We start from the raw sequence: 17,218 nt of genomic DNA, 5'->3' as shown, positions 1-17,218 counted from the left end.
ACCGGGCATGCACATGAGGATGGTGGCGGTCGACAATCAGGACGTGTCTCGACGATGATCCCCGTGCTCATTCCAAGCCTGCCGGAGACGGATGCGATCGTCCCGTATCTGCGCCGGATCGATCAGTCGCACATCTACAGCAATTACGGGCCGCTCTCCCGCGCATTCACCGAGAAGCTCTGCCGCTTCGTGTCGGAGCGCGCCGGCGGCGCACCGGTGGCGGCGACGATCACCGGCAGCGGCACCACGGCCATCGAGCTCGCCCTGCGCTGCCGGATCGCCGGCCGGACGGGCCGGTTCTGCCTGATGCCCGCCTACACCTTCGTGGCCACCGCGCATGCGGCGGTCAATGTCGGCCTGGAGCCGTTCTTCGCGGATGTCGATCCCGAGACGCTGGCGCTCACGCCCGCGATCGCCGCGCGGGCCCTGGCCTCGGCCGCCGGCGAGGTCGCCGCCATCGTGGTGGTGAGTCCCTACGGCGCGCCGATCGACGTGGAGGCCTGGGAGGCGTTCGAGGCAGCGCACCAGATCCCCGTGGTGTTCGACGCCGCCGCCGCCACGCTCAACCTGCGCCGCGTGGGCACGCAGCCGATCTGTGTCAGCCTGCACGCCACGAAGGCGCTCGGAATCGGGGAGGGCGGCGCGATCCTCACCACCGACACCGACCTGGTGGCCCAGACCACCGCCATGACGGGCTTCGGCTTCGCGGCAGGCAGCCGCGTCTCCGAGGTGCGGGGCGGCAATTACCGGATTTCGGAATACGCCGCCGCGGTCGGTCTGGCGGTGTTCGACGGGCTCGAGGCACGCATCCAGCAGCTGCGGGCGGCCTCACTCGCCTATGTCGCGGGCTTCGACCGGATCGGCGTGCGCATGCAGCCGGGCTTCGGCCGAGAGTGGCTGACCATGACAATCAGCGCGCTGTTCGAGCCCGCCGACGTCGACGCGGTCACGGCGGGCTTCGACGCGGACGGGATCCAGTGGCGGCGCTGGTACGGCACTGGCTGCCAGGCACATCCCGCTTTTGCGACCTGCCGCCATGACGGTCTCGCGCAGACACCGGCCGTATCCGCCGGCGCGATCGGCGTGCCGTTCTTCCCGGCGATCACGCCGGAGCAGATCGGCGCGGTGTGCGCCAGCGTGGCACGGTCCCTGGCGGCCCGCTGAGGCGGCGCGCGGAGCGGGTTGCCGAGAGGAACGGTCGAGGACGATGCAGGGCGATTTCCGGCGGATCCTGACGCAGGCCAACCGGTCGAACGGCGCCGCCGCGCTCGACGCGATCGAGGATGACCTTCCCGCGTTGGTGAACGGCCGGCCGCAGGTCGCCGCGCAGCACCTCGCCACGCTGGCCTTCCGGCTCCAGGGCGAGAACAGGCTCGACCTCGCCGCGCGCGCCTATGACCTGGCCGCCCGGGTGACACCCGCCCAGGCGGCACCGTATCGTCTCGCCGCCATCCGGACGCGCATTCTCGATTGCTGCCGACGCGGCGCGTTCGACCCGGTGGAGGGGCTGCTGCAGGACTTGCGGGAGGCCAAGGCGGCCGCCGGCGACCGCGGACAGGACGACCCGTCGCTGGTCCATATCGCCTGGGATTACGAGCTCGCCGGCGACGCCGAGGGGGCGGTGCGCAGCTACCTGCTCGCGCGGCTCGCCCGGGACCTGCTGGGCGGTCGGGCGCTCACGATCGACGGCGACACGCTCGAGCGCAAGATCCGGAACCTGCGCATCCTGCAGATGAACGCCCTGGCCGAGGACGGCCGGCACGCGGAGGCGCAGGCGCTCCACGAGCGGACGCGGCACGTCCTGGGTCTCGGGCCGCTGCGGATCTACGACATCGTCTCCGCGCGCGAAGCCGCCGCGACGGGGGAGGGCGAATACCACGAGTTGCTCGGCCCCCGCCGGATCGCCGAGCCGGCGATCGCCTTCCTCGAAGGCCCGGTCGCGCTGACCTCGACGTGCGGATCCCTCGACGCGCCGCCGCAATACGTCGCGCGGTTCAAGGACTGCCTGACCTTCCCGCGCAGCAACATCGTGCTGCAGGGGAACCGCCTGATCTACGATCTGGCCGCCCACCCGCTCAGCGGCATCGCCGACATCAAGGACGGGGTGAACCCCGACCAGGTCATGACGGCCGTCTACGGCGCCGGGCGCGCCCTCGTCGAAGAGCCCGCCGAAACCCAGAGCCTGGATGCCGGGCTGATGCTGTTCGGCCTGCAGAGCAAGAACTACGGCCACTGGCTCCTGGAATTCGTGCCCCGGATGCTGTGGTTCAACGACCGCGCCTGTCCCTCGGACTTCCCGATCTGCATCGACGATCACATGCCGGACAGCCATCGGCAGATCGTCGAGTTGCTCGATGAGCGTGGACGACAGATCCTGCCGCTGCCGGCCAGGGCCGCGCGCTTCCGGGAGCTGGGCGTCGCGCCCGTGCCGACGTTCTTCCCGTTCGACTCGCGGCCGGGCGTGCCGGTCTACGACGCGGTCTGGCCGGAGGACGTGCTGGCGGCCATGCGCCGGAAGGTTCTGGAGCGGCTTTCCGAACAGGGCACCGATCTGCGGCGCACCGGCCGGCGGATCATCCTCTCCCGGCGCGGCTTCGCGCAGCGCCAGCTCGTCAACGAGGCCGAGATCATCGCCGCGCTGGCCCCGCACGGCTTCGAGGTCGTCTATCCCGAGAAGCTCACCTTCCCGGAGCAGGTCGCGATCTACCACGCCGCCGACGTGATCGTCGGATCAGCCAGTTCGGCGCTCACCAACTGCATTTTCTGCAACCCGCACGCCCGGATCATCGCGATGATCCATGAGGAGCGCTCTTTCAACTTCCGCGGCTATACCAGCATGATCGAGTCGAGCGGCGCGCGGCTGCTGTTCATTCGCGGCAAGACCGTTGCAGGCGAGGCGGTTCACGCGTTCCACGCCAACTACAATGTGGCGCCGGCGCTGGTTCTCCGTGGCCTGGAAACCCTCCAGCGCAGCGCACCGTGACGGGCCGCCGCCGCGGCGCGCTCCGATCGGCCGGGTCTCGTGTCGCCGCGCGGGGCCTCGCCCGCAGGCGGCGTCATTCGGGTCACGACAAAGCGGAACCGAACGTCAGGTCTGCCAGCCCTTGAAGCGGCACAGGGCGACGTACATCCCGAAGGTGATCATCTCGGCGTCGAGCAGGTCGAGCGCTTGCTGACGGGTCTCGATCAGGTCGGCATTCATGGCGGCCTCGCGGATGAAGTGTTCCCGCGATAACGGGACCGGGGCGGCCGCGTTCCGTGAGATCCCGTCCACGATCGATTCCGATCCCTGATCGCCAGGGCGCTCCGGCAGTGTCTCAAAAGCCGCCGGCCTCAGGAGAACCGACAAGGTCGGATCGCGGGCGACGGGCCCGGGCGCGTCCGGCACGGTCCGGGGCTGGCCCTTTTCGGCGCGGATCCGGTAGAAGCCTCGCGTGAGCCTGCGCGGAGCGGGGCGGGCCGGGCCCGTGTGGGGGCCGGGTGCGGCCCGCATGCGGCGGGTTTGCGGCGCTCCGGGCGCGAGAGCGAGAGACACATCCATGTGCGGCATCGTCGGCATCGTCGGGCGCGACGCGGTGGCGGGGCAGGTGATCGAGGCCCTGCGCCGGCTCGAATACCGCGGCTACGATTCCGCCGGCCTGGCCACCCTCGAGCACGGCCGGCTGGCGCGCCGCCGCGCCGCCGGCAAGCTCGCCAACCTCGAGGCCCGGCTCGCGCGGGAGCCGCTCACCGGCACGATCGGCATCGGCCACACCCGCTGGGCCACCCACGGCCGGCCCAACGAGACCAACGCCCACCCGCACGCCACCGCCCACCTGGCGGTGGTCCACAACGGCATCATCGAGAACTTCCGCGCGCTCAAGGCCGAGCTCGAGGCCGACGGCGTCGTGTTCGAGACCGAGACCGACACCGAGGTCGTCGCCCAGCTGGTCAGCCGCAGCATCGACCGGGGCCTGGGGCCGGTCGAGGCGGTCGAGGCCGCCCTGCCGCGGCTGCGCGGCGCCTTCGCGCTCGCCTTCATCTTCGCCGGCGCCGACAACCTGCTGATCGGCGCCCGCCACGGCGCGCCGCTGGCGATCGGCTTCGGCGCGGGCGAGACCTATCTCGGCTCCGACGCCCTGGCGCTGGCGCCCTTCACCGACGCGATCACCTATCTCGACGAGGGCGACTGGGCGATCCTGACCCGCGACGGCGCCGAGATCCGCGACGCGTCCGGGGCCACGGTGGCGCGCCCGCGCCAGACGATCGCCCCGCAGGCCTACCGGGTCGACAAGGGCGCCTACCGCCACTTCATGGCCAAGGAGATCCACGAGCAGCCCGAGGTGGTCGGGCGCACGCTGGCCCATTACGTCGACCTGGCCAACGGCCGGGTGGTGCTGCCCGCGGCGCTGCCGTTCGACTTCGCCAGGCTCGGCCGGCTGTCCATCACGGCCTGCGGCACGGCGTATTATGCCGGCCTGGTGGCGCGCTACTGGTTCGAGCAGCTGGCGCGGCTGCCGGTGGAGATCGACGTCGCCTCCGAGGCGCGCTACCGCGAGGCGCCGCTGGAGCGGGACGGGCTGACGCTGGTGATCTCGCAATCGGGCGAGACCGCCGACACGCTGGCCTCGCTGCGCTACGCCAAGAGCCAGGGCCAGCACACCTTGAGCGTGGTCAACGTGCCGAGCTCGACGATCGCGCGGGAATCGTCCGTGGTGATGCCGACGCTGGCGGGTCCGGAGATCGGGGTGGCCTCGACGAAGGCGTTCTCGTGCCAGCTGACGGTTCTCTTGTGCCTGGCGATCGCGGCGGGGCGGGCGCGGGGCACGCTGGACGCGGCGGGCGAGGCGCGGCTGGTGGAGGCGCTGATCCGGGCGCCGGGCCTGATGGCGGAGGCGCTGGCCCAGGAGGCGGCGATCGCCGGCCTGGCCCGGGAGGTCGCGCAGGCGCGGGACGTTCTGTATCTCGGCCGGGGCACGAGCTACCCGATGGCGCTGGAGGGCGCGCTGAAGCTGAAGGAGATCAGCTACATCCACGCGGAGGGCTACGCGGCGGGGGAGCTGAAGCACGGCCCGATCGCGCTGATCGACGCGGCCGTGCCGGTGATCGTGATCGCGCCGCATGACGGGGTGTTCGACAAGACGGTGTCGAACATGCAGGAGGTGGCGGCGCGCGGCGGGCGGATCGTGCTGATCGGGGACGCGCAAGGGGCGGCCGCGCACGGCCTGGACACGCTGGCGACGGTCACGATGCCGGCGGTGGACGCGACCGTGGCGCCGATCGTGTACGCGGTGCCGATCCAGCTGCTCGCCTACCACACCGCCGTGGTCATGGGCAAAGACGTCGACCAGCCCAGAAACCTCGCCAAATCCGTCACCGTGGAGTGACGAACGACTGAACCCAGTCTACGAAATTCCCACACCCGACGCCGGGCCTTATGGCGATAAAGCGTTGGACGGTTCGGTATCGTTTAAAACAAAGAAAGAGCCATTGTCTTGATCAGAATAGCGATCGTTTCAACCTCGGTCCCCCCGGCGCAATCTGGCCAAGCTTTAGTTATCGGACGATTACTGGCAACCGTACCCCCACAAGCATACGCCTTTCTGTCCGTTCAACCCTCGCTTCAGAACAGCACAGCCGGCGCAGAGCCGACGTGGCGCCACATTCAGCTTCAACCGCCCGTCCCGCCCGCCGCTCTCAGCCGCCTCTTATCTTCGACGAAGACACTCAATCAGTATATCAGTCCCTTCGCCATCATCCTGAAACGCGCTCGCGAGATCAGCGAGAATCTGAAAGCGGACCGGCCGGAGGTCTTGATCGCCTGCAGCGGCGATCCGTACGATATCGGCGCAACGATGCTTGCTGCTCAGCGGCTCAAAGTGCCGTTCGCTCTATACCTGTTCGATGATCCTGTTTTTCAGTGGCCCGCGGGGCCGTTGCGGCGGATAGCACAATTGCTCGAGAAATTCTGGGCTCCGCGAGCCAAGCTCGCCTTCTTACCAAATGAAATGCTTCGTGACGATTTCCAGAAGCGTCAGCCCAAAACACCGACGCTGGTCGTGCGAAATCCAGCCCACGAGGACGCGTTCAGGATTTCTCAAGGCGCCCAGTCCAGTGCCCAAACATGGCCAAAGAAGATCGTCTACACGGGATCAGTATATCACGCGCAGGGGGATGCCTTTCGAAATCTAATTGAGGCACTCGATCTGCTGGAAGGACGATTCGAATTGCACGTCTACTCCTCCCAGACGCAGGAGGCCTTCACCCGACAAGGCGTGCTCGGACGAAATGTGATTCGGCACGACGCCGTCGAGCCCGCGGAAGCCCTACAAATTCAGAGCAGTTCTGACATTCTGTTCCTGCCACTAGGCTTCGATACCGGCATTGATGACGTCATCAGAAGTTCGGCTCCAGGCAAGACCGCCGAATACCTGAGCAGCGGACGCCCCATCCTTGTGCACGCGCCTGCAGACAGCTTCATCGTCGACCTCTTCAGAAAACATGATTGCGGCTTCGTCGTCGACCATCCAAATCCCGTGACCCTTGCTCTCGCCCTCGAACGCATAAGCCACGATCGGCCACGTGTCGCAGCGGTCACAGAAAACGCCCTCACGCTCGCCGGCGATTTCCGTGCCGAACGTTCACGCGCCATATTCTGGGACGCACTGTCCTCAATATCGAATGCGTCAGCGACAACCCGCCCGCCTCGAATCCTGTTTGTGGCCATGCACCACAGCATCCATGTGGCGCGCTGGATCGCAACACTCCAAAACCTCGGATGGGACCTCCACATGTTCCCATTGGATGGCGCCCCACCGAATGAAAATCTGTCGGGCGTCACACTGCATTGGCCGGAGGGACCAGACGTCGCCACTATAGAGAGCCGATCGCTCACAATCGCCACGTTTTCAGCGAATTTGGATCTGATTGACGGCTACGAGGTCGACGCAGAAGGACGCGTCAAGCTAGGGGAATCGAATTCGACCTCATCGCGAACACATGGGCCGCATGTCTTGAACTCTGTCATCGAGCGGGTCAAGCCCGACTTGATCCATTCAATGGAATTCCAGCATGCGGGGTACTTGGTTCTCCGCGCGAAGGAGTTGTTCAGCGGCCAATTCCCGCCATGGCTGGCCACAAATTGGGGGAGTGACATCTTCCTGTTCGGCCGCGAGGAAGCTCATCATCGGCAAATTACACGGTTGCTGAGCCAAGCCGACTTTTATTCTTGTGAGTGCGGCCGCGACGTCGGCCTTGCCCGAGAATACGGCTTTAGAAACACCATCCTGCCCATTCTTCCAAACTCCGGCGGGCTGGATCTTGAGCGCGTGAATTCACTCAGAAGTGGAATATTCCCGTCTCAACGCAAGATCATCATGGTCAAAGGCTATGATCATTTTGCGGGAAGGGCCATGGTTTCTCTGGGCGTCCTGGAGTCGCTCGCCGACAAACTGAAGGACTACGAAATCGTTCTCTTCTCAGTCAGTTCCCGGCCTAGAACTCGGGCACTGGAGCTATCTAGAGATGGCATTCTCAATACTCGCGTTATTGATTACGCCACTCACGATGAGATCTTGTCCTTGTTCAGCCGCGCGCGAATATATCTGGGCGTGAGCATTAGCGACGGCATAAGCACGTCAGTTCTCGAAGCCATGTCGATGGGCGCCTTTCCGATCCAGACGAACACATCCTGTTCGGCTGAATGGTTCAATGACGGAAGCACGGGATTTTCGGTCAGCCCGGACGATGCAGATCGTATTCGCGAATGTTTCCGAATTGCTTTGTCCGATGATCAGCTAGTGGATGAAGCCGCCCGCGTGAATCGCAGGATCGTAGCAGACCGCCTGGACAGACGCGTCTTATCGGAGCGTGTTCGCGAATTCTACGACATAGCTTTCAAGGAAATCGCGGCGGACACGCAGAGCATCCCATAAAATCCGGAGTGTTCTCCGTCGCGAGGAGTAGGCTTGCTGCTGTCAGCCGGAAGCGCGCGGACCATGCGGCGTCTAGCCATCAAGTCGGGACAGGACGCTGCCTGAGCCGGTCTGATTCCGGACGCTTCAGCTTCCGCAAAGGCCGCACCAGCCGTGCACCGGGTGTACCGATGCCGTCCGCATGTCACGTACAGCCTGAAACTACCAATTGCGGGTAGCCGGACCTGAAGCTCGGCCTTAGCTAAACGCCGGCCCTTCGATTGAACGGAGATATCAAGTGAATGTACTTCACCTCACCCATTATCAAACGCCCGGGCGCCGGTTCACAGGGTTAGACATCGCGCCTCTGCTGGAGAAAGATGGAATTACATCGACGCATGTCGTGTGGCAGCCAGACGCGCCCGATCCGAATGTCCACGTTTATGACAGCCCGTTCACGCACCAAATTACCGCTATGTATCAGCGCATCGAGGAAAAGCACTCGATACAGTCGCTCCTGCCTCAAAATTTTCTTGAACTGCAGAATTCAGCGGCGTTCCGCAAAGCCGATGTTGTGCATTGTCATCTGATTCATACCGGATACGGAAGCTTGTACGAGCTACCGGAAATATCCGCGCTGAAACCCACCGTTTGGACGATTCACGATCCGTGGGCAATTACGGGACATTGCATATACCCCGGTGATTGTACGCGTTGGCTGACCGGGTGCGGGCATTGTCCCGATCTCCGTCAGCCTTTGAACATGCACAATGACCACACTGCGTTGATGCATAGGTTTAAATCGTACATCTACAAACGCTCGCGTCTCCAAGTCATCGCGGCGTCCAATTGGATGCTCGATATGATTAGGCGATCCCCTCTGCTGAGAGACTTCCCGTCCCATCACATACCGTTTGGGGTTGATCTAGATACCTTTTCTCCGGAACACGCAAAGCAAGCGCGATCGCGTTTTGAAATATCAGTCGACGAGGTTGTTCTTCTTTTCCGCAACCAGCCGCATGGGTATAAGGGCGTCGATTACCTGCTCGCAGCCCTCCGCCAACTTCCTCGGCGGCATAAGATCTGCTTGCTAACAGTTGACGGATTGCCCGGCGCTCTCGCGGACTTTTCCGATCGGTTCAGAGTGATCGAGCTGGGCTGGAGCAACGATCAAATTTTGATGAGAGACGCGATCTCTGCAGCTGATGTCTTCATCATGCCATCGATCGCGGAGGCATTTGGCCTAATGGCGGTGGAGGCAATGGCTTGCGGGAAGCCGGTCATCTGCTTTGATGGCACCGCGCTTCCAGAGGTGACAAGCGCTCCGCACATTGGTATCGCGGTTCCGATACGGGACTCGGATGCGCTCGCGAAAGCGATTCTACACCTTGTTGAACATCCAGAAGAGCGCCAGAAACGCGGAAACTTAGGACGGGAATATGCAACGCTTCGATATGATCGTCAGCAGCATGTATCTCGGATCGGCAGTTTGTACAGGAATGTCGCGGCGTCCTCCGGCTGAATTCCAGATATTTGCTTTGTGATCTAAGACACTCTACAATTTAGGGGCTGGACTTTGACAACCAATCGACTGTTATCCAGAAGCGCTCAAGCGTACAAACTTCTTCTTCAGCAGATAGTCCCCTTCGGCCGGGGAACGCGCGCCGAACTTATCACGTTACGAAACAAATTGTCCCATCATGAAGGTGAGCTCTCTGCGCGGATTTCGGAGCGCGATGACTGGGCCGCGAAGGTCAACTTGTTGGAGGCAAGGATTGCCGATCTCACGCATGACCATGCGGAGACTGTGAGGCTGAACTCCGTCCTCGAACAGCAGCGTGATGCACTTGCTGCAGAGCGCGATGCACTTACCGCGGAGCGCGATGCGAGTGCGGCCCACGCTCAGAACCTCAGCGAAGCACTCAGTGTCAAAGAGCGCGAACAGGAGGTGAAGGCAATCGAGCTCGTTGCGATCAAGGCACACATACAACGTCTTGACGATATCATCAAAGAAAAGGATCGCGAACGCCAAGCAGTCGAGGCACATGCTCAACGCCTCGACGAGATGCTGAGTGCCAAAGACCGGGAATTCCAAGCATCGATCAGCGTAACACAGACGCTTGTTGGCGAACGGGACAGTGCGGTGGGAAAGTGCGAGGTCTTAACGTCCACCAACGACCGCCTGCAATCGCTTCTTCTTGGTAAATTCTCTTCAGTTGAGTATAGCATCGCGGCCTTGAAGAAAAACTTGGATCGATCCTCTTTATCGAGTGCCGTTCGGGTCAATGGCCAGGCTGTGCTCTATCTCGATCTGTTGGAGAATGCTCTCACAGGCTATCTGTTCGACGACACCGCGATTAGCCCATGGTCTCAGGGACAGTTCGACCACGATGCCAGACTGATCGGTCGAGATTGGCCCTCTCGTGCACAAACCATGATCGGCAAGGTCCGAATGCAAAACTTGCGCTTCCTGACAGAGGCGGTGTTGACTGACGGAATCCCAGGAGATTTCATCGAAACCGGTGTTTGGCGCGGCGGTGCATGTATCTATATGCGTGGTATCTTGGCGGCCCACGGCATTGCTGATCGGACGGTCTGGGTGGCGGATTCGTTTGCTGGATTGCCCCCACCCGATGAAACGACTTATCCGCTGGATAAGGGTGACGAACACCATACGATGGCGGATCTTGCGATCACGCTGGATGATGTCAAGGATAATTTTCGTAAATTCTCACTGCTTGATGACTCGGTAAAGTTTCTCAAGGGATGGTTCAAGGATACTTTGCCCAATGCTCCGATTGACCGGCTCGCCCTGATCCGGCTCGACGGAGATATGTATGAGTCGACAATCCAAGCTTTAGACGCACTTTATCATAAATTGTCTCCGGGAGGGGCGCTCATCGTGGATGATTTCCTTTTGCCGCCCTGCAAAGCGGCGGTCATGGATTATCGAAACAAACACAATATCACAGAGGAGATTTTTGAGGTTGATGGTGCAGCAGTTTATTGGCGGAAGCGCTCGACCACATAGTGGTACGAGCTGGAGCTGTGGCCGGTACGACGCAATCGAGCGCGCTTTTAGTTCCTTATTATTCCAGCTGCTGTGACGTCGAACTGCCGATTGCTTCGGAGTGGTTCCAGCTTGCTTCCGCGCGGGGCAAGCTGCTCCTCGGTGAAGCTGCCTCAGGTTCAACGCCCCGCTCCTCCCGTCTAGAGGCTGTTATGAACCTATGGCGAGTTGAGCGGCCTGTCTGAGCATGAGACAGACGAAGGCGGCGAGGTGCAGGTCTGCCAGGGTGCTGGCATAGCGCTCGTAATCTTTGCCGAGCCTGCGGAAGCGGGTGGCCCAGGCAAAGGAGCGCTCGACCACCCACCGGCGTGGGAGTAGCACGAAGCCGCGCTTGGCCTCGGGCAGCTTCACAACCTCCAGGTGGATGCCGTGCTCGCGGGCTGCCGCGGCCGGCTTCTCACCGGTGTAGCCCTGATCGACGAAGGCGACCTCGACGCTCGAGCCGGTCGCCGCCTGCGCGGCCTTTGCCAGCCGTCCCACCTGTGCTCGATCATCGGCATCGGCGGGGGTGACGTGCAGCGCCAGGAGGTGGCCGAGCGTGTCCACCGCCATGTGCAGCTTCGAGCCCTTCTTGCGCTTGGCCCCATCGTAGCCGGCCCGCTCGCCGCTCTCGGGTGAGGACCGTAAGGCTCGGCTGTCGACCACGGCCGCCGTCGGCTCCGGCGCCCGACCCGAGGCCATGCGCAGCACCGCGCGTAGATCCCTCGGCCAGTTGCTCGAAACAGCCGGCCGACAGCCAGCGCTGGGCCTGCTGATACACGGCAAACCAGGGCGGCAGGTCGTGGGGCATCAGCCGCCAGGAACAGCCCCTCCTCACCACGTAGCGCAGGCCGTTGAACACCTCGCGCAACGCATGCTCTCGCTGACCGGTATCCTCGCGCAGCAGCGTCAGGTAGGGCGCGACCAGCGCCCACTCCTCATCGGAAACGTCGGACGGATACGGCTTGCGGACAGGGCTCATCTCCACTCATCTGAGCATCAGCCCCAACCAGGTCCATAACAGCCTCTAGGGATTACAGAGCCGGGAAACGCGCCCTTAGGCCAGAGCAGACCGTCGGGATACGTCACGACATATCGCAATGCTCCCGCCCGTTTCATGGGTGGCGCCGAACCGCGGGACAGAGGTGTTTCATAGGGATGAATTACCCCACGATATCAGGCAGTGAGAACGACTCAACACCGTCGCCCAAGCTTGATCTCACACTCGAAATTGTCGTAGACGTCGCGCTGTATGGAACGGCTACGAAAAGCTGCCAGCGCGGCAGACGAACTTGAGTGAAAGAAGTCGCCGACCCTTCCTTGCCGCCTTTATGTGCTGGGGGCGTACACCTCACAATGAGGCATCTATTCTTGTGCGTTCGGCTGTAAAGCTCAGTTCCCACGTTCTCAGCAGAGCGTCCAACGCGGACGGCGTGAAGCGAGGCTCCCTCTATGAGATTAGTACAATTCTCGTCTATTCAGAGTATCGATAACCACAATTTTCTTCAATATAGTGAAAATAACATGTCGCGTTAGTTGCTACCACTTCACTATTCAGCCTCACGGGTTCTGCAATCAGAATAATAGAGCGGCGTAGTCTATGCAAACCTTGAAGCCTCGTCCTGCTGCAGCTCAATAAAAGTGCCGCACTTCGATGAGATTGAATCCCATACCTACCAGCATTGGACATATCGATGTTAGTCACTGAAGAAGGTAGGACAGCGTTCGAAGCATACCTCGCTACAAATGCTAAATATTGGAATAATTCCAAGATCCCACAGGTGGTCAGTTCTGAAATTATCGTAGATCTATACCATTTTGCTCCAGAATACATAAGGATGAATTTGCTGATCGCAAAATATGTGCAGCAATTAACTGGTGGAGCGATCGTCGGAATTACACAGAGCGGCGATACAGACAGATCCATCATTACACATGGAAGTCGAATCGATCTAGAGGCGATTTGCTCCTCGTTCGGGGTTAAAGAGATCATAACTATCGATGTTGCCGAAGATGAATCTTTCGATTTGGCATCGTGCCTGAAAGTGCCTGCCGATTCCAGCCGTGACACGTTGCGAGAGGCGGCAGCCAACTACGCGGTATCCAATGTGCCTTTAGGGCGCTATGCCTACGAGACCTTTCTTCGCGCTATGCATGACTCTACGGTTTCTGACAATAGCATCGCATACTTCGTGGATGAAGCCCGTCAGCTTCACAGGCATATATCGAAATTATTGCATGACCGAAATGTCTCGCACATCGTTTCCGGCCATTTGGTGTATAATTTCTGGGGTATTCTGTCGCATTTGGCCCTGCAAAGCAATATCCCGATTATACACGCCCACCCCGTTATGCCTCTTTTATGTTATTTGGTGCGGGGACATCGGGATATCAAGGAACCAGTTCAGACATTGATGCGAGCTGCCGATACTTTTGCGTTCAACAATACAATTTGGCCGCAGCGTGACAAATTCCAAAGAACAACCGAAGATTTGTTTGCTGCTTCAGCTGCTGGACGCAAGTTGCCGAATTGGTGGGTAAAACCTCAGTCGTCGGATTATGACTCTTCACAGTTGAAGCAACGGGTCCGAACCCGCCTGGGACTGGAGGATCCAGCGAAGTATGTCGTAGCAGTATGCGCGCACGCGTTTTCCGATGCGCCATTCGCTGACAAAAATATCTATCTCGATTACCACATCTGGTTAGAGGAAACCTTAAAGATAGCGGAAGATGTTGATACGAGGTACTGGCTGTTCAAGCGCCATCCGTGGGATGCAGCTTATAATCGTACCGACTCGTGGAACTCCATTGTTGAGCCATTTAGATCTTCTCAAAATATTAGAATAATCGAAGACGACTTAACGAGGGAAGAATTGTTGTCGGTTGCTGACTTAGGTGTAACAATTCGAGGCAGCGTGGGCTACGATTTCCCAGCCAATGGAGTTCCTTGTATAACTGCGGGTTATTCTCAATATTCGGATCTCGGCTTCAACAAGGTTATAGACAGCAAAGAGGCCTATCTCGCCGCGTTCAGGGATGACGCGACTTTTCAACCCTTGGAGCAGGATATTGTCAATCGAGCGCGACTATATTTTATGATGAATCAGAATTTGGGTCTGACCGGAGTGTTTTACTACGGTGATGGCGTCGATACTCTTTCCGGGAATTACTGGCGGAGAGCAGCGGATGACCTTTCGACTTATTCAGTGGATCAAGATCCTATGTACAGAAACATCAAACATGGCCTCACTTCCCCACACACGACGAAGATATTCGATTTTGAAGTCGTGAAAAGTCTGGGAGCCCGGACGTCTTTCACTAAGTTTTCGAGGCTTAAATCCTGGATGCATGGTCTTAAAGCATGACCAAGCCGTGCGGCTCCGGACGAGGCTGATCTTGAAGCATCCCGGAGCAGAGGGCCGGAAACTGAAGCGTGATCGAGTTACGGACACGAACCAGGTTGCGCTGCTCCTGTGTCCGATCGAGGTGCAAGGAGTGCGCTGGGTATTAACCGATGCGCAGCACGCGGTCGGTAGCAACTCTCGCCTCGCCGCTCGAGCGCAGCCCCGATTCGCCGGCGCGGTGACCCAGCGGCAGCCACTGCTCGAGCGGGCATTGACGATGGCGCAAATGGTTGGAAGCAGCCGCGCATCTTCCGGCTTGCGGTGGGAATCACGCGGTGGGGCAGGCCGGATAGGTGCGGGCAACCCCGAGTGTGTCCGCTACCGCCTTGATCGCGAACCCTCTCTCCTGCGGCTCCTGAACCCAAGTGGCGAGATCGATTGTTTGTGCGTGCTAGGTCGAGGGTGGACTTGCTTCGCAAAAGTGGAGAGCTCTTTTCCTGAAGGAGGAGGGTTCCGATGGCAGACCGGAAGCAGACCTTTACCCCTGAGTTTCGTGCCGAGGCGGTGCGACTGGCGCAGACGAGCAGGCGGTCCCGCCGGGAGATCGCCGCTGATCTCGGCGTCGGGCTCTCGACGCTGCGCAACTGGATTGACGGCCGGCGTGAGCGGGAGATGGACCACCCGCCGGCCGAGCGACAGGAAGACATGGCTGCCGAACTCAAGCGGCTGCGCCGCGAGAACGAGGTGCTTCGCCAAGAACGGGAGATCCTAAAGCGAGCGACAGCTTTTTTCGCCAAGGAGGGAAGTCGACGAGGTTCCGCCTCGTCGATGCGGCGAAGAAGGACTTCCCGGTCGCGCGCCTGTGCAAAGTCCTCGACGGCAGTCCAAGCGGCTACTTTGCCTGGAAGGACCGTCCAGCCTCGGCGCGGCAGCGCGAGGATCTCGTGCTGCTCGCCCACGTCCGCTCCGCCTTCACGCTCTCGCACGAGACGTACGGCAGCCCCCGCATGACGCACGAGTTGCGCGAGCAGGGCTTGGCGGCAGGCCGGCGGCGCGTGGCCCGGCTGATGCGGGAGAACGGGCTCAAGGCCCGCCAGCCGCGCCGCTTCCGACGCACGACGGACAGCGGCCACGCCTTCCCAGTCGCGCCCAACCACCTCGATCAGAACTTCACGGCGGCGGGACCGGATCGGAAATGGGGCGCGGACATCTCCTACGTCTGGACGCGGGAGGGCTGGCTGTACCTGGCGGTGGTCCTCGACCTGTACTCCCGCCGTGCCACTGGCGGACGCCCCGGCGATCTCAACTTGCCCCGTAGTGCCCGATCCGAACGCCGTCGACCCGCCATCGCAACTGCCCTCCGCAGGCTGTTGCGACGACCACTTGAATCTACCCAGTACTGTTCGAACGAGTATCAGGCGGAGCTACGAGGACATGGCATCGTGATCTCGAGGTCTGGCAAGGGCAACTGCTTTGACAATGCGATGGTCGAGACGTTCTTCAAGACGCTGAAGAACGAGCTGGTCTGGCGCACCACGTTCCAGACGCGAGCGGAAGCCATCGTCGCGCTGGCCCGTTACATCGATGGCTTCTACAATCCCCGCCGCCGTCACTCGGCGCTGGGCTTCACCAGCCCTATCCAGTTCGAGAGGGGCTTCAACCACCAAACCGCTCTCCATTAAACCGGAGCAAGTCCAGGATGGTGGCGATCAACCGGTGGCTCTTGAGCCAATCTCTCAGGCTCTGCGCGTCGTAGGCCCTGTCGGCAAACAAACGTTTGGGCGGCACCACGGCCCGCAACAAGGGTAGCGCCATGATGATGTCGGCCACGTTGCCGGGCGTCAGCGCGAACGCAACCGGTCGGCCGCGACCATCGGCCAAGCAATGGACTTTGCTCGTGGAGCCGCCCCGCGATCGGCCGATCGCCTGGCTCCCGGCCTCCCTTTTCCGCTAGCGGCCGAGCGGTGGGCTTTCACGTGGGAAGCGTCGAGTGAACCGCACTGGGTTTCCCGGAGGCCATTTGATTTTGAACCAGACGGCCAAGGCTTGAACCTTACTGTTTGCCGACGAGACCACGGCACCGGTGCTCGATCCAGGCCGCGGCCGCACCAAGACCGGCCAGCTCTGGACGTATGCGCGCGACGACCGGCCCTGGGGCGGGACCGATCCGCCCGGCGTCGCCTACGTATACGCGCCCGACCGCACGGCTGGACGACCGATCGCGCATCTCTCCGGGTTTGCAGGCGTGCTCCAGGTCGACGGCTACGCGGCCTACGAGAGCTTGGCCAAGGGCGGCGCAGTGCGGCTGGCCCACTGCTGGAGCCATGTGCGTCGGCAACTCTATGACCTTGCCGCGGCCTCGCCGATCGCCACAGAGGCGCTGTCGCGCATCGCCGTGCTCTACCGGATCGAGGCCAAGATCCGCGGGCGCCCGGCCGAGGAGCGACGGGCGGCCCGTCAGGAGCGAAGCCGGCCGGTGGTCGAAGCGCTGGAGCCGTGGCTGCGGGAGAATCTCGACCTCCTGAGCCGCAAGAGCAACCTGGCGGAGGCGATCCGCTATGCCCTGAGCCGCTGGGCGGGGCTGAGCCTGTTCCTCGATGATGGGCGCGTGGAGATCGACTCCAACACCGTCGAGCGCGCGATCCGGCCGCTGGCTTTGAACCGGAAGAATGCCCTGTTTGCTGGTTCGGACGGAGGGGGCGAGCACTGGGCGGTGATTGCCTCGTTGGTCGAGACCTGCAAGCTCATCGGCGTCAAGCCGCAGGCCTACCTGGCCGACGTCATCACCCGCATCATCGACGGCCATCCGCAGCGACACCTCGATGATCTGCTGCCCTGGGCTTACCAGCCAACTCCAGCCCTCAAAGCCGTGGCCTGAGGACAGCGCTTACGCTCAGGTCGGCGACGTTGCAGGATCGGCCCGCAGCGCGGCA

General features: G+C 61.6%; 9 protein-coding genes and 3 pseudogenes. 9 read left to right on the top strand and 3 right to left on the bottom strand.

The genetic code is table 11. The features are described from left to right. Positions 1-54: 54 nt before the first annotated feature. A complete protein-coding gene (locus tag JOE48_RS02345) occupies positions 55-1,164 on the top strand; it encodes an aminotransferase class I/II-fold pyridoxal phosphate-dependent enzyme (protein ID WP_210026784.1) in 1,110 nt (369 codons plus the stop codon). Between the two features lie 43 nt (positions 1,165-1,207). Then, entirely contained in the window at positions 1,208-2,983 is a 1,776-nt protein-coding gene (locus JOE48_RS02340) for a DUF563 domain-containing protein (protein ID WP_210026782.1), read from the top strand. Positions 2,984-3,088: 105 nt separating this feature from the next. Here the strand turns inward: JOE48_RS02340 and JOE48_RS02335 are convergent, their stop codons facing one another. After that, positions 3,089-3,541: a hypothetical protein gene (locus JOE48_RS02335; protein WP_210026774.1), complete on the bottom strand. Its 453-nt coding sequence runs from the start codon at positions 3,539-3,541 to the stop codon at positions 3,089-3,091. On the opposite strand from JOE48_RS02335, the gene glmS reads away from it, so the two are divergent. The 4 genes from glmS to JOE48_RS02315 all read left to right on the top strand — a co-directional run bounded on the left by glmS (position 3,540) and on the right by JOE48_RS02315 (position 10,923). After that, a complete protein-coding gene (gene glmS, locus JOE48_RS02330) occupies positions 3,540-5,366 on the top strand; it encodes a glutamine--fructose-6-phosphate transaminase (isomerizing) (protein ID WP_210026772.1) in 1,827 nt (608 codons plus the stop codon). The two genes, JOE48_RS02335 and glmS, sit on opposite strands and share 2 nt — an antisense overlap. Before the next feature lie 108 nt (positions 5,367-5,474). Further along, positions 5,475-7,913, top strand: a complete 2,439-nt coding sequence (locus tag JOE48_RS02325; RefSeq protein ID WP_210026770.1) for a glycosyltransferase — start codon at positions 5,475-5,477, stop codon at positions 7,911-7,913. Between the two features lie 277 nt (positions 7,914-8,190). Beyond that, positions 8,191-9,414 (top strand): glycosyltransferase, encoded by a 1,224-nt coding sequence (locus JOE48_RS02320; protein WP_210026768.1) that lies wholly within the window; start codon positions 8,191-8,193, stop codon positions 9,412-9,414. Between the two features lie 168 nt (positions 9,415-9,582). Next, on the top strand, positions 9,583-10,923 hold the full coding sequence (locus JOE48_RS02315) for a TylF/MycF family methyltransferase (RefSeq protein ID WP_245252690.1): 1,341 nt from the start codon (positions 9,583-9,585) through the stop codon (positions 10,921-10,923). A gap of 189 nt (positions 10,924-11,112) precedes the next feature. Here the strand turns inward: JOE48_RS02315 and JOE48_RS02310 are convergent. Beyond that, positions 11,113-11,923, bottom strand: a pseudogene (locus JOE48_RS02310) (IS5 family transposase). 712 nt (positions 11,924-12,635) lie between these two features. Between JOE48_RS02310 and JOE48_RS02305 the strand changes: the two are divergent. Beyond that, entirely contained in the window at positions 12,636-14,306 is a 1,671-nt protein-coding gene (locus tag JOE48_RS02305; RefSeq protein WP_210026766.1) for a hypothetical protein, read from the top strand. A 495-nt stretch (positions 14,307-14,801) separates the two neighbouring features. Next, positions 14,802-15,967 (top strand): IS3 family transposase gene (locus JOE48_RS02300; protein WP_409518550.1). Its coding sequence is split into 2 segments (ribosomal slippage): positions 14,802-15,060 and positions 15,060-15,967, totalling 1,167 coding nucleotides; the frame shifts between segments, so codons are not numbered across the junction. 16 nt (positions 15,968-15,983) lie between these two features. On the opposite strand, the pseudogene JOE48_RS02295 reads toward JOE48_RS02300, so the two are convergent. Then, a pseudogene (locus JOE48_RS02295) lies at positions 15,984-16,276 on the bottom strand (transposase); the annotation flags it as partial. Positions 16,277-16,338: 62 nt separating this feature from the next. Here JOE48_RS02295 and tnpC point away from each other — a divergent pair. After that, positions 16,339-17,163 (top strand): annotated as a pseudogene (gene tnpC / locus JOE48_RS02290) (IS66 family transposase); the annotation flags it as partial. Between the last annotated feature and the right edge of the window lie 55 nt (positions 17,164-17,218).

The organism is Methylobacterium sp. PvR107, assembly GCF_017833295.1.
In the GTDB taxonomy this organism is placed as follows: Bacteria; Pseudomonadota; Alphaproteobacteria; order Rhizobiales; family Beijerinckiaceae; genus Methylobacterium.
Note: the sequence above shows the minus strand (reverse complement) of the source record. Positions and strands in the feature narration are given on the sequence as shown.

Coding starts and splice junctions, on each gene's coding strand:
- JOE48_RS02345 (WP_210026784.1), top strand. CDS start 55: ATGATCCCCGTGCTCATTCCAAGCCTGCCGGAGACGGATGCGATCGTC.
- JOE48_RS02340 (WP_210026782.1), top strand. CDS start 1,208: ATGCAGGGCGATTTCCGGCGGATCCTGACGCAGGCCAACCGGTCGAAC.
- glmS (WP_210026772.1), top strand. CDS start 3,540: ATGTGCGGCATCGTCGGCATCGTCGGGCGCGACGCGGTGGCGGGGCAG.
- JOE48_RS02335 (WP_210026774.1), bottom strand. CDS start 3,541: ATGGATGTGTCTCTCGCTCTCGCGCCCGGAGCGCCGCAAACCCGCCGC.
- JOE48_RS02305 (WP_210026766.1), top strand. CDS start 12,636: ATGTTAGTCACTGAAGAAGGTAGGACAGCGTTCGAAGCATACCTCGCT.